Below are 18,630 nucleotides of genomic sequence, written 5' to 3'. Positions count from 1 at the left end.
CGTTGACTCCCCGGTCACCCCTGGACCGTTCGATGACGCCGAGGACACCGGTCTCCACGATCGGTGACCGCCCGGACCCGTCCTCGGCCGCGTCGCGCACCTCGTCGTGGGTGGCGGGCATCGTCGATCGCGCGCACTCGGGCCATCCGCTGTGCGCCGTGGCCGTCGGCACCCCCGGCAGCGGACGCTCGGCACTGCTGAACGCCGTGCACGAACAACTCCGACGACGGGACCTCCCGGTGAGTGTGGGGCTGCCCGCCGCGGACGGCGCGGGTCCCGTGTTCGTGCTGGCCGACGACATGCATCTGTGGCCGGTGGTCATGTTCGAGACCGCGCTGGGCATGCTCGACGCGGGAACGATCGGGCTGATCGCCACGATCGAACCGCGGGAACTGGACCCGAACGTCCGCCGGTTGCGCGACCGCGCCCGACCGTTCGGGGCGGTCCTCGAACTCGAGGCGCTGGGTACCGCCGATGTCCTGACCCGCGCGTCCCGCGCCGGGCTGACCCTCGCGCCGACCACGGCATCGCTGATCCGTCGACGCTGTGGCGGTGCGCGAGCTCCCATCGACACTGTGCTGCGGGCGCTCCGGAGCACTTCGAGCAGCGCCTCGCGCGTCATAGACGAGCCGGGGGCCGACGAAATCGCCGTCATCGATCGGGTGTCCCGCGAGTGGCACCATCGGCTGCTGCGCGGACTCGATCCGCTCACGCTAGCGGTGCTGGCCCTCGCCTCGGTCCGGGCGCCCCTCGACCCCAACAGCGTCGCCGAAGCGGCGGGCACCGACCGAGCCGCCGCGCTCGAGGCGGTCGACCGGGCTCGCGGGTGCGGCCTGTTACGCGGCGCGGACGTCTTCGTCTCGGCTGCGGCCGGTCCACTGCGTGATGTGTTGGGAGACAAGCAGATCGACGAGCTACGACGCAACTCGGTCGTCGTCGGACTGCGTGCGACCGAGCTCACCCCCGACACCGCGCTGCTCGCGGCCGAGGCCGGTGTCGACGACCCGCGGATCGTCGACGCGCTGCTGGCCGGCGCGGTCGACGCGACCGCGGCGCGGGCGGTGGTCCTCCTGCAGGCCGCCGATCGGGTGGAGCCGGGGCGTGATGACGTCCGGCTCCTGATGGCCCAGCGTGCCCTGGCATCGGGGGATCTCGACGGTGCGGGTGCCGCGGCCGACCGTCGGCTGGAGTCGGCCGCACCCACAGACGAATGGGTCGCGGAGTGGGTGGAGCTCGCCGCCGCAGTCGCGGCGCGGCGCGGACTCGCCTCGCACGCCGCCGACCTCTACCGCTGGACGGGACCCGATCTTTCTGCATCGCAGTCGTTGTCGGCTGCAGTCGCCCTGCTCGCGGTCGGAGACCGCGCGGCGGCCACGGCCATCGGCGCGGCCGATCGTGGCCGCGCGCCGGTGGCGAGTCGGGCCACACGGTCGCTGGTGGTCCGCGGGCTGCTGGCCACCCTCGACGACACGGCCGAGATGAGTACCGGCGACGCGGTCGACGTCGTGGTGCGCGGGATCTCAGCGGGAGCGACGTCGTCCCGAGGCCCGTCTGCGGCCCGAATTCTGCACGCGGCCGCCGCGGTGGCGTTGAACCTCGGCGACACCGTTGCCGCGCAATCGATCCGGACGGTGGCGGCGGAGCCGGCCCGCACCATTCTCGACGCCGAGGCCGCGCTCACCGTCGGCGATCTCGAAGCGGCGGCGCGTCTGCTCCCGACGGCGGAACCGCAGGGGATGTCCGAACGCTTTCGGGTGCAGGCCATCCGGCTCGGGTTGGCCCGGCGCCACGGTGACCTGTCCGCGCTGTCGGCCGCGTGGCAGGACGGCCTGTCGCTCCTCGCCGCCATCGAGGTGGACCTCTACCTGCTGCGTCCGCTCGGCGAGTTCTGGATCGCCGCAGCGCGACTGGGTCAGATTCCCGCGATTGCGCGGTATGTTGACGCAGCCGACCGGTTGCTCGCGGATCTTGGCGACCCCCCGGCGTGGTCGGCGTCGTGGGACTTCGCGGGCGTCCAAGCCGTTGCCATCACGCGCGACCAGTCCGCTGTGGCGCACCGGTTGACTCGTCTCGACCTCGCCGCGGCGCAGAACCGCACGGCCGGGTCGTTGTCGACCGGTGCGCGCGCCTGGGTCGCGCTGAACGACGCCGGCGAATCAACGGAACCCGTCACCGCCGCCGTCGAAGCGCTACGGAGCATCGGATTACACTGGGAGGCAGCGCGTCTCGCGGGTATGGCCGCGTCTCGCGCCGACGATCCCGCGACCGCGGCCGGTCTTCTGGACACCGCTCGCTCGGCCGGCGAGGATCGGCGGCTGACTCCACTGGTCGGCGGGCCGCTCACCGATCGCGAAGCCGAGGTCGCCCACGAGCTGCTGCAGGGTTTCACCTACCGGGAAATCGGTGAGCGCCTATACATCTCGGCGAAGACCGTCGAGCATCACGTCGCCCGGATCCGACGCCGGCTCGATGCCGGGTCGCGGTCGGAACTGATGGCCGCCCTCCGGGCGGCCGGGTATCGGTGACCACGGCGCCGTCCACGCGCTGAAAGCCGCCCCAGGGCGGGCCGACGCTTGCGTTACGCCGCCTGTCCGATTCTCTGGGGTGGTTTTCCCAGGCGGATCCGATTGTCCGTCAAGTGGTGCCGACAACCGTCACCATGACTGCGACGGATGATGCGGCGATCGCTGCTGCCGTCCGCACGACCGCGGTGTTCACCGCCTCGGCGCCCCAGATCCCCTGCTCGAGTTCCTTGCCGTGGCGGTACACATCGCCGGACCACGGGATCGTCGGGTGCAGGTGCGACAACACACCACTGGCCGACAACAGGGCGGCCACCGCGGCAGTCCGCGCGTCGGGGTCGGCACCCTCGACGAGTGCCGCGCGAACCCGCTTCTGGAGCGTCTCCTCGTAGCCTGCGTCGCCGGGCAGGAGTCGTATGGTCGGAAACAGTCCCAACAGCTTTCGCCGTTCCTTCCGGATGAGGCCGCGTTCCAGTAGCCGGTCGACGACCGTGCCGCGGAGATCGGCACCGATCGTGGGGAGCAGCGCCTGCACGCCACGCGGCCGCTCGGCGATCGTCCGGTACGCGGCGGCCAGCAGCGGATCGAACGGCGCATTTCCCGGCACTGCCGTGATCCGGGCGCCGGTGAGTCCGCCGCCGCCTTCGTCGATCTCCACGGCCCCGCGGAGGCCCAGTTCGACGAGGACGGCTCCGCCCAGTGGGTAGAACAGGGTGCCCTCGCCGGCGATCGCGCCCGACTCGTCGTCGAGCAGCATCAGCAACAGGTCTTCGACGATCAACGGTGTGGTGTCCATCGGGTGCTCCTCGATCTGCGATGAGTGTGGCGGTTGGTTCCGGGCCCTGATCCTTCCCGGTCGTGACGACCCGTCACAAGGTGCATCGCGCGCCGGGTGCGGGTGGCGTCAGATCGAGCAGGTAGGCGTCCACCGCTGTGTTGACGCAGTCGTTCGTACCGGCAGCCGCCACCGTGTGCTGCGTGCCCTCGACGGTGAGCAGCGAACCCCCGAGCGCGTCCGCCACGGCGACGCCGCCCTCGTACGGGGTGCTCGGGTCACCGGTGATCGAGATCGTCAGCGTCTCCGGGAGGCCGGTCACGTCGGTGGCGTACGGCACGCCGAGAGTCGGCTCGCCCGGCCAGGATTCACAACCGTCGCGGGCGCCGTCGTACCCGGTGCCCGGGTCCATGAACGGTGCGGCCTCCCAGATCCGCCGGCGAAGTTCGCGCGCGTCCTCGGGGGACAGACGATCCTCGTCGGCACAGTTGATCGCGTGGTTGGCTTCGGTGAAATTGCTCCAGCGTCCGTTCTCGTCGCGACCGCCGAACGAGTCGCTGAGCAGTTGCAGGACGTTGCCGCGGCCGTCGGCGAGCTCGGTGAGACCGGTCCGGATCGCCGGCCACGCCGCCGGGTCGTAGAGGCCGGCACCCACGCCGCCGACCGCGGCGTTGAAGTCCAGCGTGCGGCCCTCTCCGCTGGGAACGGGTTGTTCGACCAGCGGGCGGACCAAGCCGGAGAACACCTCCGTCGCCCGGCTCGGGTCGGTGCCCAGCGGACAGTCGGCGCGCGTCGCGCAGTCCGCAGCCATGGCGTCGAAGGCCCGCTGCATGCTCGCGAAGGTGTGGGTTCGCGTGTCCGCGTAGGTCGTGCTCGGGTCGATGCCACCGTCGAGGAGCATCGCCCGCACCTTGTCGGGGAACATCTCGGCGTACACGGCGCCGAGGCGGGTGCCGTAACTCTGGCCGAAGTAGGTCAGACGGTCGTCACCGACCACCTCGCGCAGCACGTCCATGTCCCTGGCGACGTCCCGGGTTCCGAGCCGGGACAGCACGTCCTCACCGCCGGACCCCTCTGCGCAGCGCTGGACCGAGGCGCGGGTGTCCGCCGCTGTCCAGCGTCCCTCGGCGGCCGGGACCGCGCCGGGTGCCTCGCCGGCGTCGAGCTGCTCGTCGGTGAGACAGTCGACGGCCGGGACGGACGCCCCGGTCCCGCGCGGATCGAATCCGACCAGGTCGAACTGTTCTGTCGATGGGCGATCGGCCCAGGTGGTCGCCAGCGTGGCGGCCATCGCCGTGCTGCCGCCCCCGGGACCCCCGGTGTTGAGGACGAGCGAGCCCTCGGACTCGCCGCGCGCCGGGATCCGCATCACGGCGATCTGTGCGGAGCGTCCGTCGGGATCGCGGTAGTCCAGTGGCACATCCATCCGCGCGCACTGCGCCGCGGGTGCGGTGGCGAAGAGCTCGGCTTCGGTCTGGGTCGACGGATAGTCGTCGCACGGTCCGAAGGCGAGTTCTTGCTGGTAGAAGCGGTCCAGGTCACCCTCGCTGGAGGTGGGCGCCGAGCACGCGCCGACCGCGAAGGCCAGTGCGAGGGAGGCGCCGAGAACTCGCCGACGGGGCGATCGCGAGCGGAGATTCGAGGTGTCGTTTCGCATGTGTTCCATCCTCACCGCCGAACGGCATCGACGACAGTGCACCCGATCAGCGAAAGCCCATGCGGAACGGCATGTCTTGGACATGACAGATGTCATGGCCCGACCATGACATCCATCGCGAAAGCTGATGATGCACAGCACTACCGACTCCACGTCTCCGGCGCAAAGGTGGAGGCATGAACGATTCGATACGGAACACCGTCATCAGCGCACGCGGCCTACGCCGTGTCTACGGCAGTGGCGCAACAGCATTCGAGGCCGTCCGTGGCATCGATCTCGACGTCGCGGAGGGGGAGGTGTTCGCTCTCCTCGGTACCAACGGGGCGGGCAAGACCTCGACCTTCGACCTTCTGGAAGGTCTCGTCGCACCGACGTCCGGCGAGGTCGAGGTCTTCGGACTCGACCCGCGGCGTGAACGGTCGAAGGTCCGGCCGCAGATCGGCGTGATGCTGCAGTCCGGCGGTCTTCCCGCCGATCTCACCGTCGCGGAGACCCTCGAGATGTGGCGCGGGACGTGCTCGCACCCGACGACGGTCGACGACGTGCTCTCGAAGGTCCGGCTCACGGACCGGGCCGACGTCCGCGTCGCCGCGCTCTCGGGCGGCGAGCGGCGACGGGTGGACCTCGCGTGTGCGTTGTTGGGCCGGCCCCGGCTCCTGTTTCTCGACGAGCCGACGACCGGCCTCGACCCCGAGAGCCGTCGCAGCACATGGCAACTGCTCGCCGATCTGAAGACGTCCGGTGTGACGATGGTTCTCACCACCCACTACCTCGACGAGGCAGAAGCCCTCGCAGACCGGATCGCGATCATGCACCGGGGCGAGATCGCCCGGCGCGGAACGCTTCGCGAGATCGTCGACCGGCATCCGGCCCGGATCGCCTTCGACCATCCCGGACTGGTGCTGCCGGAGTTCCGCGGCGCTCAGGTCGATGCGTCGGCGCGCGTGCAGGTTTCCACGCGCGACCTCCAGGGGCATCTCGACGAATTGCTCACCTGGGCACGCGTCAACGCGGTGCCGCTGGCCGGACTCGAAGCTCGGGCGGCCTCCCTGGAATCGGTTTTCCTCGACATCGCCGCGGGCGACGACGACCCGGCCGACCTCGCCCTCACGAACGGAGCAGCAGCATGACCACCGCAGACACCTTCCCGACCGCCCCGACGCGCAGGCGTCGACCCCTGACCGCGCTGTCGGTCGCGGAGTTCCGGCAGTTCATCCGCAACAAGACACTCGTCGTCATGGGGATCGTCTTTCCGATCGGCGTCCCGCTGGCCACCTTCTTCCTCACTCGTGGACAGTCGGGGACCACACCCCAGCTGACATTCACGACGCTCGAGACGTTCGCGCTGGTCGCCCTGCTCTTCGTGCAGTACTACTCGGTGCTGTCGATGATCACCACGCGGCGAGGCGAGGGCGTTCTGAAGCGTTTGCGCACCGGCGAGGCGGCGGACTGGCAGATCATGGCGGCACCGGCGGTACCCGGCGCGATCCTCACGGCGATCGGCACACTGATCGTGGCGGCGGTCATCTATGGGGCCGGCGCCCCGGCCCCGGTCAACCCCGTCCTCATCGTCGTCGCCCTCATCGCCGGGGTCGCATTGTTCTCCCTGCTCGCACTCGCGACGAGCGCCGTGACGCGCAACGCCGAAGCAGCGCAGATAACCTCGCTCCCGGTGATGGTCGTGGCGATGGTCGGACTCGCGTCGATCCGCGGGGTACTGCCCGAACGGTTCGGTGAGATCGCCGCCTGGACCCCGTTCGCCGCGATCTCCGATCTCATCTCGCTCGGAACCGTCGGACGTGGCGCGACCGTTGCGGAGTCTGTTCCCGCCGCCGACTTCGCGGGCACCTTCGGCGAGATCGGCCAGCCTCTTGCGACACTGGTGGCATGGACCGTTCTGGCGCTCGCACTGACCGCGCGGAGCTTCCGGTGGGACGATCGCGGCTGAGCCGGACAACCGACTGGTGGCGCGCCCAGTCCGATACGCAGCGCTACCGGCTCTACACCCAGGTGACACTCCAGCTGGTCGTCGTCGGTGTGGCGGTGGCGGTGAGTGTCCCGGCGCCAGCCGTGTGGGGGATGATCGGGACGTGGGTCGCCGGATTCGCCGCCGTGCTCGCTCTCGAGTCCCAAGCGGATTTCGCGATCTGGTCACCGATGCGGGCACGACGGCGGCTGTTCGGCGTCGCAGTCGGTCTGATGGTCGGGGTCTGGATCGTCTACGCGGTCCTCGCCCGGGTACTCACCGGACACAGTGATCTCGAGACCGCGCGGCCCGTCGGCGTGTACACCGCCCTTCTCGCGGGCATGGCGGTACTGCCTTTCCTCCGGCACCGGTGGTGGCTTCTGGTCGCGATCGCCATCGCGACCGGGATCGCCTATGCGGGTTCACCACGTGGGGTGCTGGGGATCACCGCGGTGGTGGCTGCGACGGGTACGCTCCTGATGGTCACGACGCTGCTGACCCGGTGGGGCCTTCAGGTCATCGACGATCTGGAGAGAGCCAAGGCGGTGGAAGCCCGGCTTCGGGTGGCGGAGGAGAGATTACGTTTCTCTCGCGACCTGCACGACGTGGTCGGCCGGGGATTCTCGGCGATCGCGGTCAAGAGCGAACTGGCCGGGACCCTGTTGCGGGCGCGGTCGACCGACAAGGCAGAAGTGGAGATCGACGAGATCAAGGTGCTCGCCGTGCAATCCATGGAACAGATGCGAGCACTGGTCCGCGGCTACCGCGACATCGACCTGGTCGGCGAGGTCGCGGGAACACGGTCCCTGCTGTCGGCGGCGGGATGCGATCTCGTGGTCGAGGGCGATCCGGCGCAGGTGCCCGACCGGTTCCACGAGGTCGCCGCATGGGTGGTCCGCGAGGGGACGACAAACATCGTCAAACACTCCTCGGCGTCGTCGGCGTGGCTCACCCTCGGCCCCGCGGGCATGTCGCTGCGGAATGACGGTGTGGCTGTGCATGACTCGTCGACAGACGGACCACGCTCGGGGCTACTGGGACTCGCCGAACGTCTCGAGATGGTCGGTGCGAGCCTGCACACCAGCCGGGCAGACGGTGTGTTCACACTACAGATTCGCTGGGAGCCAACATGATTCCTGTCCTGCTAGCCGACGACGAGACCTTGGTGCGGACCGCGATGGCCACCATGCTCGACCTCGAAGACGACATCGAGGTCGTCGCCCATGTCGATTCGGGTGAGCAGCTCGTCGCGCTCTGGCGTGCCCGGCGCGACACCGGCGAACCGACCGCGGTCGCGGTGATCGATCTGCAGATGTCAGGCATGGACGGTATCGACACCGCCATCGAACTCCTCGAACTCACCCCTGATGCCGGAACACTCATCGTCACCAGTCACGGTCGGCCCGGCTATCTGAAGCGAGCGCTGACCGCAGGCGTACGTGGCTTCCTGCCCAAGACCACCCCGGCCGCCACGCTGGCGCAGGTGATCGCGACCGTGCACTCCGGCGGACGCTACATCGACCCAGAGCTCGCCACCGAAGCCATCAGCACCGGTGACTCGCTGCTGACCGCCCGCGAGGCCGACGTCCTGGAATTCGCTCTCGACGGTGCGTCGGTCGAGGAGATCGCCCGCCGGGCACACCTGACCGCGGGCACGACGCGCAACTACCTGTCGTCGGCGGTGTCGAAGCTGAATGCGTCCAACCGGTACGAGGCCGCGATCAAAGCCCGCGACCTGGGCTGGATCTGAGCGTTCGCCGAACCGGGGCAGCCAGAAGACGGTCTGCGCCGGGGCTTCGCGATTCGGCACCAGACGGCCGGCCGCTGATCGAGAATCGACGCGAGGCGACCGCCGCCTTCCTGGAGAAACGAGCACCGAGGTACCGACGACGATGACTTCTGACCTGTTCGATGTGAGTGGTAAGACCGTGCTGGTGACCGGCGGGACGTCGGGTATCGGGGCGATGATCGCCCACGGACTGCACGACCGCGGGGCACGGGTCCTCATCACCGGTCGCAATGACGACGCGCTGGCCGAGGCGCGCGCCGCGGGACTGACTGCGTTACAGGCGAATCTGTCGACGCCCGAGGGTGCACGAACCCTCGCGCAGCAGGTGGCGTCGGAGACCGACACCCTCGACGTCCTGGTGAACAACGCCGGCGCGACCTGGGGTGCGCCCCTCGAGGAGTTCCCGGACTCCGCCTGGGACCGGGTGCTGAAGCTCAACGTCCAGACGCCGTTCGTGCTCACGCAGACGCTGCTGCCGTTGCTGACCGGTTCTGCGACTGCCGAGAATCCGTCGCGGGTCATCATGATCGGCAGCGTCGACGGGATCCGGGTGCCGCGCACCGCGTCGTACTCCTACTCGTCGAGCAAGGCGGCCGTCCATCAGCTGACACGGCATCTCGCGCGGGACCTCGGACCGCGTCACGTCACCGTGAACGCCATTGCGCCAGGGCCTTTCGAGTCCAAGATGATGGCACCGATCCTGGCCGAGCTGGGCGAAGAAGTCGCGGCAGCATCGCCGTTGGGCCGTATCGGTCGAGCCGACGACATTATCGGCACGGTCGTGTACCTCGCCAGCCGCGCCGGCTGTTACCTCACCGGTGCCGTCATTCCGGTCGACGGTGGGATTGCGACGACGCTCTGAGTCCATGAGTCCAATTGACGGAATACGGCACACAGTCAACGAAATTCGATGCACAGTCAATGGGATTCGGCGCACAGTCACCGGGTGGTGCGGAATAGGCAGATAGCCGGGAGTTCCGGATTTAAAAGCGAACATGCGACATGGTCCACTGATGCACTGTGCGTGCAGGTCAAGTTCGCTGTGTAAAGCTGTTCCTCATTCAGATGCCTTTAATCGCGCTGGTATCTGATTGATCCCTTTGTTAGCTTGCGGGAGTTCGATGGACCCGAACGACAAAGGAGGAAAGAACCAGTGCGAAGGAATCTCATTCGTGTGACGACGGCTGCCGCGACCCTCGGGGTCGCGGCTCTGATCGCTCCCGCGGTGGCAACCGCAGCCCCCGTATCGGAGGCGAACTGTGCCAAGGTCTCCACTCCGGCCAATCCGGCGGGGTGGGGCAACACGTTCGGTGACGAGCGCGGCCAGGCGGGCAAGGTGACGGCGACCAATGTTGTCGATCAGGACGGGTCTCTCGAGTTCGTGACGACAGAGCAGACACCGCGCCAGGCGTCGTACAAGAGCGCCGGGCCGCTCAAGCTGACGGACGCCATCACGAAGCCGCTCACGTTCAACAAGTCCGACGGGCAGGCGAACTGGCAACTCCGCGTGACCGGGGCCAACACCGGTGAGAGCAATGGATTTGCGACGCTCGTCTGGACCGCGCCGGCTGGTGCGGGCAAGGCGGATGCCGGCGGATCTGACCAGTGGTGGTCCACCCGAGATCTCGGCACGATCAAGAGAGGCACCAACGCCACGCTGGATGATCTGGTGAAGGCCGCCAATTCAGAGGGCCATACCACCGTGGTCGACCACTACGGAATCTCCAGTCAGCCCAACGAAAAGACCGGCAAGGTCAATGTCGACAACGTCTCGTTCAACGGCTGCACCACCAACTTCGCCGCATCGGGTGCCGGCGGAGCCTTCGGATCGCTGGAGAACATCTTTCCCTGATCCGTGAGTTCGACTCTGCAGCAGGCGCTCCGCGGCCGGTGACCGGTCGCGGAGCGCCGCCGTCACGGCGAGAATGTCGTGACGGCCGGGCTAGTCGTACAGAACCGCTTCGCCCCGCTGGCGGAGTGCTTCCAATCCTGCGCGGAACTGTCGGAGGTATTCCGGCGAGTGTCCCACCCAGTCGGTCATCTCGCCGACGACCCGGACCGGTCGGGCGCTCCGGTAGGAGTGGGTGGGGTTGCCGGTAAACTTCTTGTCGGTGACGTTCGGATCGTCGTGTACGTCGTCCTGCGGTTCCACGATGTAGACCCGGGGGCGCCCGTCACCCACCGCCATCTCGGCCGCGAGCACCGCGCCGTCGAGCACCTTCGTCATGTAGACGTAGTTGGAGATGTGCTCCGGACGGTAGTTCGAGCGATGCCCGGGTGTCAGGAAGTCGCCCACCCGGAGGTCCGCCTTGGTGCCGTGGAAGAAGTTCCCGGACTCGTGAACTCGAAATCGTTCCGGCGTGTCCGTCCTGTGTGAATCGTTCGCACCGTTTGCCATAGATCGCCTCCCGCGCGTCGGTCGTCGAGCGATTGTGCACGGGCAGCGGGGTCTTGCCGCAAGCCCCTGCCGCCGAGTTATGGTGGAAGTGGCGGGGTTCGGGAGCGGACGGCGGATGGGTTGCGGGGACAATCGGTCGGCCGGCTGAAGTCAGCGGCGTCCACCCGCCACGGCGCTGGTGATGGCCATTCGCAGTTGTTGTCATCCCACGTTCACGTACTGGACGGCATCACGTTCCTGCGGGACATCTCCAGGTCGCGTGAGAGGCAGATAGTGGGGGAATGGATGAACTGTCGCCGGTGCCGCACTCTCTTGTAGAGCGTGGTCTCGCAAGGAGCGTCGCGGAGGCGTCGGCACTTGTGATGGAAGGCCTCGTGAGCTGCAACGGCCTGCCGGTGCTGCGTCCGCACAGGATGGTCGGTGTCGCCGACGAAGTATCAGTGGACCGCACACGGGTCGACGGATGAGTCGAGCTCGCACGCGACCTCCGGGTTGAGTTGACGACGTCGACCCGCAGGTTTCGGTCACATGGTGCGGCCCTGCCGCCGACTCCGCAACCACTCGCCGGAACTCCCCCTTCGAACAGGGCGGCGGCCCCGTTGCCACTTGTCTGCAACGGGGCCGCCTCTTCACCGACAGAGTCGGTGGTCGCTCAGCTCACTGCCAGATCCAGATCCAGCGTCGCTGACGTTGGTCGTATCGCCGGACCCGACGACGTCGCTGGTTGGGATTGTTCTGGTTCCGATTGCGATTCGCCACTGGAATCTCCTTGTCGCTCACTCCGGGTTACTGCCTTACAAGAACAACTATGCGCCGCAGACCTTGTCGGTAGTTCACACGAACCTGTCGGGTACCTGGACGTATCAGCTCGCACTCGCGAGACCCGAACGTCTCTGCCACCCACTCTTGCCCGTGAGCCGTCAACGGGCTGGACATGGCGTCTGTCATGTGTCCAGCTCGAGATGGTGACGGGCGAGTCTTACGTGAATACTGTTGCAGCCCAGTATGTGCCGGCCCCCAGGACGGCGGCAGCAGGAAATGTTGTGACCCAGGCAGTCGCCATGTTTCCCGCGACGGCCCAGCGCACGGCGCTTGTACGCTTGGTTGATCCAGCACCCATGATCGCTGACGAGATGACGTGAGTGGTGGAGATAGGTGCTCCCATTCCGGCGGAGGCGACATACAGAACGGATGCGGCGGTTGATTCGGCGGCGAATCCCTGCGGCGGGTCGAGTTCGATGATCTTGCGACCCAGGGTGCGCATGATCCGCATGCCCCCGGTCGCCGTTCCCACCGCCAGTACAGCAGCGGTGAGCAGGAAACACCACAGGGGGATGGAGTAGTCGTCCTGATATCCTGCGACCACAAGAGCCAGCACGACAATCCCCATCGTCTTGGCCGCGTCCTGCATGCCATGACCGAATGCCATCATCGCTGCCGAGAATGTTTGTGCCCGACGGAAATTCCGGCTGGTCTGCGAGGGTGATCGCTTGCGGAACGCCCACATGATCGTGAGCATTGCGGCGGCCCCGAGAAGGAACCCGACGATCGGTGAGATCACCATCGGCAGGACGATCTTGTGGAGCACTCCGCCCCATAGCACGTTCATTCCGCCGGCGAGGGCAGCGCCGACCATCCCGCCGAACAGTGCGTGCGAGGAAGACGACGGTAGGGCCAGCCACCAGGTGATCAGATTCCAGGTGATGGCACCCACGAGCGCGGCACCTACGAGGATGAGTGCTTCGGCACTCACATCCAGTTCGATGATTCCCGAACCCACCGTGCTGGCGACTTTGGCGCCGAAGAACGAACCGGCCAGATTGCCCACCGCGGCCGTGGCCAGTGCCGAGCGGAGGGTAAGCGCCCGGGTGGACACCGAAGTCGCTATCGCGTTCGCCGAATCGTGGAAGCCGTTCGTGAAGGTGAAGATCATCGCCAGGACGATCACGACGAGCAGCGCGAACACCTCAGGTCACGACTCTTTCAACACTATGGCCTCGACGACGTGTGAGATCTTCTCGAAAGAGTCGGCGGCGTCTTCGAACTCGTCAGCGACGTCTTTGAGCTTCATGACCGTCAGGGCATCGAGATGGCCGTCGAAGAGGTGGGCCAAGAAAGTGCGGTAGGTGTGGTCAGCCCGATTCTCGAGTTCGTTGATCTCGATCCAGTACTTCTCGAGATCGTTCAGCCTCGCCAGGCGAGGCATCGCTTCGGCAGTGACCGCCGCGCATGTGTCGAGGTTGACGATTATTTCCTGCAGGTGCCGCGGTAGCTCGGACACCCCGTAGAGGACCATGAGGTGGGTCGCGGCCTCCATGTGGTCCATGACGTCGTCGAGGCATGAGCCCAGTAAATAGATGTCCGAGCGGTCGAACGGAGTGATGAAGCTCGAGTTCAGAGTGCGGAACAGTTCGTGGGTGATGCGGTCGCAGTCGTGCTCGAGTTCGACCATGAGACGTGCCGTCTGGGTGACATCGGGCTCTGGCGCGAGTAGTTGAGTGAGGGTCTTCGTCCCGCTGGCCAAGCATTGTGCCGACGAGTTGAACAGGTCGTAGAAGAGATCGTTCTTGGGTTTGAAACGAGAGAACACGGCGCCTCCTCTCCTAGGTCTGGCGGAACTCTCTGAGACTGGTGGTGCGCTGATCGACCCAGGACCTCATCGAATCGACGCTGTCTTGCAGGGATTCTGCTGTGAGCTCATCCGACGTGGGGATGGTGCCGGCCAACTGATCGAGGATCCGCAGTGCTGTTCCGTTGCTGTAGATCTGTTCGTACAGCTCCCAGTAGTTCTCTTCGTAGAGATGCGTATAGGCGTCGGACTCGAGGAAACGCTCTTTGAGCTGATTGCCCGTTCTCTGCGGATTGCCGCCGCGCATATTCTTTGCCCGATCGTCCTCATTCTGGGGGTCGATCGCGGGTTCAGCACCGTCTACTGCTTGGTCACCTGCCTGGACTTCGGGTTTTCTGCCGGAACCCATGGAAACGGTCTCGTTCGGTCCGACGGTGGAATCGCCGTTCATGGCCAGATTGAGATCCCATGACACCACCGAGAATTTCTTGGTGTCGAGGTCGTACCAGAGGTAGTAGTTCTGGCCTGGTCCACTCATGTCGTCAGCATTGACCAGCAGATTTTGTGTCGCCAGATACCTCGCTAATGACTTGATATCGACGTGATCGGCGAGATGGGTGTCGAATTCACTCTCGTTGGCGGAGTCCAGCCATTTGAGAAAATTGATGAGCGGCTGGAGGTTACCGCTATCGACTGCGTTGATCTGTTTGAATTGGTCGGCGTACGCGGACTGGTCATCGCCCCGGTATTCCAATCGCGAGGATGCGTCTGCCTTGTAGAGGTAACCATCCGAGTCGAACAATGAGTTGGCGTAGGTGTCGTCGGGATGCTCGAGTACCAGACGCGTCGCCGAGGGACTGTCATTCACCGAATAGACCGTGTACGCATAGCGCTGGGACGGCTGATTCGTCTCGGCGGTCAGTGACAACGCCATCGACTCGTTCAGTACCGGAGAACCAGGACGTACCGACAACTCGGTCATCCCCTGGTAGGCCCTGCCGTCAGCGTTCTCATCGAAACTGATGAGCAACGGCAATGACGTTGGGTCATCGGCGGACGCCTGTGCAATGTCTCCCATTCCGGGCGGGCCTTGTCCGCCTTCGAACTCCGCAGGCACGTCATCGCCCTCAGGCGCCATCTTTCCGAAGTCGCCCCCCCGTACTCCCATCAGGGTGGAATTGCCTTTCAGACGGACTGAGACATCAGCGATCTCTGTCCCGTCGATGACCACATCGGCGGTGATCCACTTCTTGTCGCCACTCTTGCGAAACGAGGAGATCATGTCATTGTACTCGGCATCGCTCATCTCGACCGAAAGCTCATGTGTTACCGAGTCGTCGAACAAGTTGACAGTACCGCTGATGTTGTCGGTGATCTCCGATGCGATCACATCGGTTTCGCCGGTGATGTACGGACGGACGGACGTGGTACCGAACACGGTGGCCACGATCACCACGAAAAGCACGAAGGCCGCGGGCAACTTCCAGTGCTGGCGCACCGATTTGGGAATGCGGTGTCGCCACCGTCGTCGAGGCGGCACCGCGGTCGGACCGGTCATCAGAGATCAGTCTGGTCGTAACCGGTGAGGACGGTCACGCGCTGGCCGGTGTTGACCGCGCTCAGCTCCGCGATCAACTGGCCCGAGGAGACCCCCTTCTTGAGCATGGCGGTGTAGTACAACTCGGTCAACGCCCCGGCACGCACTGATTCAGTGGACACCAGCTCGTACTCGCTGCAGTGCTTGATGAGGACGTCCTCCACCCGGGAGGTGTACTCGGGCTCTGGCGGGACCTGCACCTTGACGACTTGCCTGCTGACGTCGAGCTTGAACCAATTGAATTTGTTCATGATCAGCAATACGAGACAGATTGCGACGGTGGCGGCTATTGCGAGCACATAGAACCGGGTGCCCGTCGTCATGCCGATCGCCATCACGAGGAAGATGAACCCGACATCGCGGGTTTCTTTGATGGCGTTGCGGAATCGAATCACCGAAAGGGCGCCGACCAAAGCAAAGGCGCGTGCGATGTTCGAACCGACCACCAACATGATCAGGGCGATGATCATGCCGCACAGCACGAGAGTCTGAACGTAGGACTGACTGTAGGAGACATTCTTGTGGGTGTAGCGGTAGACCCACGCGATGATGGACGACAATACAAAGGACAACGACAACGACACGATGATGTCAAAAGCCGTGAAGGTGCCGCTCAGATCTTGGAAATCAAGGTTCATGAATAATCCTGCTATCTATCTCGGGGGGAAGAGATCACACAACGTTGCATGGCAAGCGAGAGAAGGCCGACGTCGATTGTGGATGCGCACGTTGTCCAATCAACTCGCCAGGGTCGACTTGGTGGTCGCGGAGTCGAACAGGCCGACCGGCACGCGTGTGTCGGCTCCCTCGGGAAGGACCAATTCGGGCGCGCCCATACGGGACCGGGGCGCGAGACCGAAAGCCTCGACCGACTGACAGTATTTCGAGATGCGGATGACAGACATGTCCAGCCTGGCCGTGAGATCGGTCGCCCAATAAGGCACGCGTTCGTTCGCCTTCAGCTCGACGATCGCCAGCTTGGGCGGGATGATGAAACGATTCTGCGCGCGGGATGCGAAGTGAAAGTCGCGGTCGCGGCCGTGAACCTTGTGATCGATCGTCACACGCAGACCAAGATCAGCATCACGTCCGACAAACGCCTCCCGTAAGTAGCCGGTCGTCACGATAGGACGGAGGTCCAGGTTGCCGATCAAACCGGACACCTCATTGACGAAGGGGAGCTGCGAGTTGTCACACTCGATCTCTTCGCGGCCGTTGAGCCACCGTTGCGCGAGTCCGTACGGCATCGCGGTGCGCCGTTTCTGAGTGACTCGATTGACGCGCTGCTTTATCTCGACATGGACTGATGTGTCATCGGTACAGTCCGCCGGGTCGCCGTACAGGCGCACGCGCACCTTGCGCCTGAACTTCAGTCCCTCGATCTTCTCCCAGTAGAACCGCAGGTCGGAAGTGTCGTAGTACAGAGAGGTCACCGGATAGCCGCCGTGGGGAGAGAATGGGTCGCTGTCCATGCGGGCTGCCAGCTCGCGCCGCAGCGTCGGCACGTTCATCTCATCGACGAAGTATTTGATCTCGTAGCGGTTGAACGCATGTAGTTTGCTCGCGGTCTGTTCATAGCCGGTCGGTTCGGTCGGTGCGTCCTCTGCTTCATCCCGCTCTGCCCGGGATCGTCTACCCAGCCTGTCGAACACGCCCACGTTGCACTTGCCCTTCCATTCCATCGCCCACCGAGAGGTGCGCACGCAAAATCTCTTCACACATCACACGCGTTCACCTTCGGGTGCGGCGGACCGTTCCTGCCGACCAGCTGGTCGTGAATCGGTCTGCCTCGCATCCCGAGGATGTGTCAGTTGTGTGCAGATGAACAGCACATGACTGCAACGAGTACAACGGAGAAATGTTCGGTGACCGTGTGGCGAGCCTTGGAGTTTGCTGTCAGCCGTAGGGAAGGACGACGCGGAACGTCGAGCCGCGGTCTGTGTCGAGCAGCTCGATGTAGCCGCCGTGGGCGGCGAGGATGGCGGTGACGATGGACAGGCCCAGACCGGACCCGGCGGCGCGTTCTCGTGACTCGTCCGCGCGGTAGAACCGCTCGAACACATGGGACGATTTTTCCACCGGGATGCCGGGACCGTTGTCGCACACGTAAACGGTCACGCTGCCACCGCCGCTGTCCTCGGCGCCGGCGTGGGCCCTGACCGGCGTGTCGAGGAAACCGTCGGCTTGCTCAGACTCCACAACTACGACATTGACCGCGTCATCGGTATGGACCAGTGCGTTTCCGATGAGGTTGCTGAACACCCTCCGCATGGCAACCTCGTCGCCACGAATCACCAGCGGCGTCTCGGCACCTTCGATCGTGAGGTGCCGAGCGGGGGCCGCGAACCCGGCCTCCTCGACCGCATCGCGTACGACTTGCCCTACGTCCACATCGCGAACACTGAGAGCGGGTCGCTCGTCGTACTCGGCGAGCTCGATGAGGTCGTCGACGAGCTTGCTCATTCGCACCGCTGCAGCCTCGATGTGTGCAACGATCTCGTTGCGTGTCGAATCGTCGGGAGCGCCGTGCCGATAGAGTTCTGCATATCCGCGAATCGCCGTGAGCGGTGTCCGGAGATCGTGCGAGGCGTCGGCGATGAAGGTCCTCATCCGTTGTTCGGAGCCTGCGAGTCTGCTCATGACCTCCGCCAGACGATCCAGCATGGTGTTGAAAGCGGACCCGAGTCGAGCGATCTCCGTGTGCTCAGCGACAGAGACCCGACGTTCCAGATCGCCATCGGCTATGGAGGTTGCTGCGAGTTCGATGCCTTTGAGCGGTCGGAGTCCGATCCGGACCACCAGCGCGGCAATGAGTGTCATCCCCGAGAGGAGAGCGGCTCCGACGATCAGCTCGATCGAACGAAGCCGCCCGACGGTGTCATCGACGGTCTCCAGCGAGATCGCCACGGCCCCGGTCTCGGGCGGGCCCGCGGCCGTCGATGCCGCACGCACGAATGTGCGTACTCGCCACTGCACATCGGATTGCTCGTCACCAACCGTGAATGTCCCCGGTCCTCGGGCGCGGACTGTATCGACGCTCATGTCCGGCAGGCGAGGGTAGGTACTCCGCCCCACGGGCGCACCAAGACGACTCACCGGTCTGCCATGAGTGTCGAAGTACATGAGCCGGAACTCCGAGGGGGCCTGATCGACGTCCGGCAACGGGCTCGGCGGTGGTTGTTCGGAACCACTGATGTCGTTGGCTATCACCTCGAGCTGACCGTCGAGCCGATCATCCTGCAGGCGCTGGAGGACCAGGGTGTTGATCACCCCGAAGATCACGAATCCGGTTGCGGCGACCGCCATCAGGGCAATGACCAACCTGGCGCTGAGGCTCCACTTGACCGGTTTGGGAAG

Annotated in this window: 17 protein-coding genes; 8 read left to right on the top strand and 9 right to left on the bottom strand. The window is 65.4% G+C overall.

Going from position 1 to position 18,630, the window contains the following annotated elements; translation table 11 throughout:
• Nucleotides 1-32: 32 nt before the first annotated feature.
• The gene (locus AS181_RS20735) at nucleotides 33-2,525 is read left to right on the top strand and encodes a helix-turn-helix domain-containing protein (protein ID WP_058253385.1); all 2,493 of its coding nucleotides are present in this window, start codon (nucleotides 33-35) and stop codon (nucleotides 2,523-2,525) included.
• A gap of 109 nt (nucleotides 2,526-2,634) precedes the next feature.
• On the opposite strand, the gene AS181_RS20730 is transcribed toward AS181_RS20735, so the two are convergent.
• Both AS181_RS20730 and AS181_RS20725 read right to left on the bottom strand, forming a co-directional pair.
• Nucleotides 2,635-3,318, bottom strand: coding sequence for a GOLPH3/VPS74 family protein (locus AS181_RS20730; RefSeq protein WP_058253384.1), 684 nt, complete (start codon nucleotides 3,316-3,318; stop codon nucleotides 2,635-2,637).
• A 73-nt stretch (nucleotides 3,319-3,391) separates the two neighbouring features.
• Complete coding sequence (locus tag AS181_RS20725) at nucleotides 3,392-4,954, bottom strand: alpha/beta hydrolase (RefSeq protein ID WP_058253428.1); 1,563 nt, start codon at nucleotides 4,952-4,954, stop codon at nucleotides 3,392-3,394.
• Between the two features lie 176 nt (nucleotides 4,955-5,130).
• Between AS181_RS20725 and AS181_RS20720 the strand changes: the two genes are divergently transcribed.
• The 6 genes from AS181_RS20720 to AS181_RS20695 all read left to right on the top strand — a co-directional run bounded on the left by AS181_RS20720 (nucleotide 5,131) and on the right by AS181_RS20695 (nucleotide 10,561).
• The gene (locus AS181_RS20720; protein WP_058253383.1) at nucleotides 5,131-6,084 is read left to right on the top strand and encodes an ABC transporter ATP-binding protein; all 954 of its coding nucleotides are present in this window, start codon (nucleotides 5,131-5,133) and stop codon (nucleotides 6,082-6,084) included.
• Nucleotides 6,081-6,902, top strand: coding sequence for an ABC transporter permease (locus AS181_RS20715; RefSeq protein ID WP_058253382.1), 822 nt, complete (start codon nucleotides 6,081-6,083; stop codon nucleotides 6,900-6,902). Before AS181_RS20720 ends, AS181_RS20715 begins: the two co-directional genes overlap by 4 nt.
• Nucleotides 6,884-8,053 carry a sensor histidine kinase gene (locus tag AS181_RS20710; RefSeq protein ID WP_058253381.1) on the top strand — a complete coding sequence of 390 codons (1,170 nt, stop codon included), beginning with the start codon at nucleotides 6,884-6,886 and terminating at the stop codon, nucleotides 8,051-8,053. The genes AS181_RS20715 and AS181_RS20710 overlap by 19 nt, the downstream gene beginning before the upstream one ends.
• Nucleotides 8,050-8,670 carry a response regulator transcription factor gene (locus tag AS181_RS20705; RefSeq protein ID WP_058253380.1) on the top strand — a complete coding sequence of 207 codons (621 nt, stop codon included), beginning with the start codon at nucleotides 8,050-8,052 and terminating at the stop codon, nucleotides 8,668-8,670. Before AS181_RS20710 ends, AS181_RS20705 begins: the two co-directional genes overlap by 4 nt.
• 142 nt (nucleotides 8,671-8,812) lie before the next feature.
• The gene (locus tag AS181_RS20700) at nucleotides 8,813-9,571 is read left to right on the top strand and encodes an SDR family oxidoreductase (protein ID WP_058253379.1); all 759 of its coding nucleotides are present in this window, start codon (nucleotides 8,813-8,815) and stop codon (nucleotides 9,569-9,571) included.
• 312 nt (nucleotides 9,572-9,883) lie between these two features.
• The gene (locus AS181_RS20695) at nucleotides 9,884-10,561 is read left to right on the top strand and encodes a hypothetical protein (protein ID WP_058253427.1); all 678 of its coding nucleotides are present in this window, start codon (nucleotides 9,884-9,886) and stop codon (nucleotides 10,559-10,561) included.
• Nucleotides 10,562-10,651: 90 nt separating this feature from the next.
• Here the strand turns inward: AS181_RS20695 and arr are convergent, their stop codons facing one another.
• Complete coding sequence (arr, locus tag AS181_RS20690; protein WP_058253378.1) at nucleotides 10,652-11,107, bottom strand: NAD(+)--rifampin ADP-ribosyltransferase; 456 nt, start codon at nucleotides 11,105-11,107, stop codon at nucleotides 10,652-10,654.
• 281 nt (nucleotides 11,108-11,388) lie between these two features.
• Here arr and AS181_RS24710 point away from each other — a divergent pair, with 281 nt between their 5' ends.
• On the top strand, nucleotides 11,389-11,574 hold the full coding sequence (locus AS181_RS24710; RefSeq protein WP_078111926.1) for a S4 domain-containing protein: 186 nt from the start codon (nucleotides 11,389-11,391) through the stop codon (nucleotides 11,572-11,574).
• Between the two features lie 512 nt (nucleotides 11,575-12,086).
• Here the strand turns inward: AS181_RS24710 and AS181_RS20685 are convergent.
• The 6 genes from AS181_RS20685 to AS181_RS20660 form a co-directional block, all read right to left on the bottom strand.
• Nucleotides 12,087-13,040, bottom strand: a complete 954-nt coding sequence (locus tag AS181_RS20685; RefSeq protein WP_058253426.1) for an inorganic phosphate transporter — start codon at nucleotides 13,038-13,040, stop codon at nucleotides 12,087-12,089.
• A 39-nt stretch (nucleotides 13,041-13,079) separates the two neighbouring features.
• Nucleotides 13,080-13,697 (bottom strand): DUF47 domain-containing protein, encoded by a 618-nt coding sequence (locus AS181_RS20680; RefSeq protein ID WP_058253377.1) that lies wholly within the window; start codon nucleotides 13,695-13,697, stop codon nucleotides 13,080-13,082.
• 13 nt (nucleotides 13,698-13,710) lie between these two features.
• The gene (locus AS181_RS20675; protein ID WP_082652996.1) at nucleotides 13,711-15,234 is read right to left on the bottom strand and encodes a CotH kinase family protein; all 1,524 of its coding nucleotides are present in this window, start codon (nucleotides 15,232-15,234) and stop codon (nucleotides 13,711-13,713) included.
• Nucleotides 15,234-15,911, bottom strand: a complete 678-nt coding sequence (locus AS181_RS20670; RefSeq protein WP_058253376.1) for a DUF4956 domain-containing protein — start codon at nucleotides 15,909-15,911, stop codon at nucleotides 15,234-15,236. Before AS181_RS20670 ends, AS181_RS20675 begins: the two co-directional genes overlap by 1 nt.
• Before the next feature lie 99 nt (nucleotides 15,912-16,010).
• On the bottom strand, nucleotides 16,011-16,931 hold the full coding sequence (locus tag AS181_RS20665) for a polyphosphate polymerase domain-containing protein (protein WP_058253424.1): 921 nt from the start codon (nucleotides 16,929-16,931) through the stop codon (nucleotides 16,011-16,013).
• A 238-nt stretch (nucleotides 16,932-17,169) separates the two neighbouring features.
• Nucleotides 17,170-18,579, bottom strand: a complete 1,410-nt coding sequence (locus AS181_RS20660; protein ID WP_139114242.1) for a sensor histidine kinase — start codon at nucleotides 18,577-18,579, stop codon at nucleotides 17,170-17,172.
• Nucleotides 18,580-18,630: the final 51 nt, after the last annotated feature.

This window comes from Gordonia sp. SGD-V-85 (assembly GCF_001456905.1).
Classification (GTDB): domain Bacteria; phylum Actinomycetota; class Actinomycetes; order Mycobacteriales; family Mycobacteriaceae; genus Gordonia; species Gordonia hongkongensis.
This window is presented reverse-complemented; position numbering and strand designations above follow the sequence as displayed.

Coding starts and splice junctions, on each gene's coding strand:
- AS181_RS20735 (WP_058253385.1), top strand. CDS start 33: ATGACGCCGAGGACACCGGTCTCCACGATCGGTGACCGCCCGGACCCG.
- AS181_RS20730 (WP_058253384.1), bottom strand. CDS start 3,318: ATGGACACCACACCGTTGATCGTCGAAGACCTGTTGCTGATGCTGCTC.
- AS181_RS20725 (WP_058253428.1), bottom strand. CDS start 4,954: ATGCGAAACGACACCTCGAATCTCCGCTCGCGATCGCCCCGTCGGCGA.
- AS181_RS20720 (WP_058253383.1), top strand. CDS start 5,131: ATGAACGATTCGATACGGAACACCGTCATCAGCGCACGCGGCCTACGC.
- AS181_RS20715 (WP_058253382.1), top strand. CDS start 6,081: ATGACCACCGCAGACACCTTCCCGACCGCCCCGACGCGCAGGCGTCGA.
- AS181_RS20705 (WP_058253380.1), top strand. CDS start 8,050: ATGATTCCTGTCCTGCTAGCCGACGACGAGACCTTGGTGCGGACCGCG.
- AS181_RS20700 (WP_058253379.1), top strand. CDS start 8,813: ATGACTTCTGACCTGTTCGATGTGAGTGGTAAGACCGTGCTGGTGACC.
- arr (WP_058253378.1), bottom strand. CDS start 11,107: ATGGCAAACGGTGCGAACGATTCACACAGGACGGACACGCCGGAACGA.
- AS181_RS24710 (WP_078111926.1), top strand. CDS start 11,389: ATGGATGAACTGTCGCCGGTGCCGCACTCTCTTGTAGAGCGTGGTCTC.
- AS181_RS20685 (WP_058253426.1), bottom strand. CDS start 13,040: ATGATCTTCACCTTCACGAACGGCTTCCACGATTCGGCGAACGCGATA.
- AS181_RS20675 (WP_082652996.1), bottom strand. CDS start 15,234: ATGACCGGTCCGACCGCGGTGCCGCCTCGACGACGGTGGCGACACCGC.
- AS181_RS20670 (WP_058253376.1), bottom strand. CDS start 15,911: ATGAACCTTGATTTCCAAGATCTGAGCGGCACCTTCACGGCTTTTGAC.
- AS181_RS20660 (WP_139114242.1), bottom strand. CDS start 18,579: ATGGCGGTCGCCGCAACCGGATTCGTGATCTTCGGGGTGATCAACACC.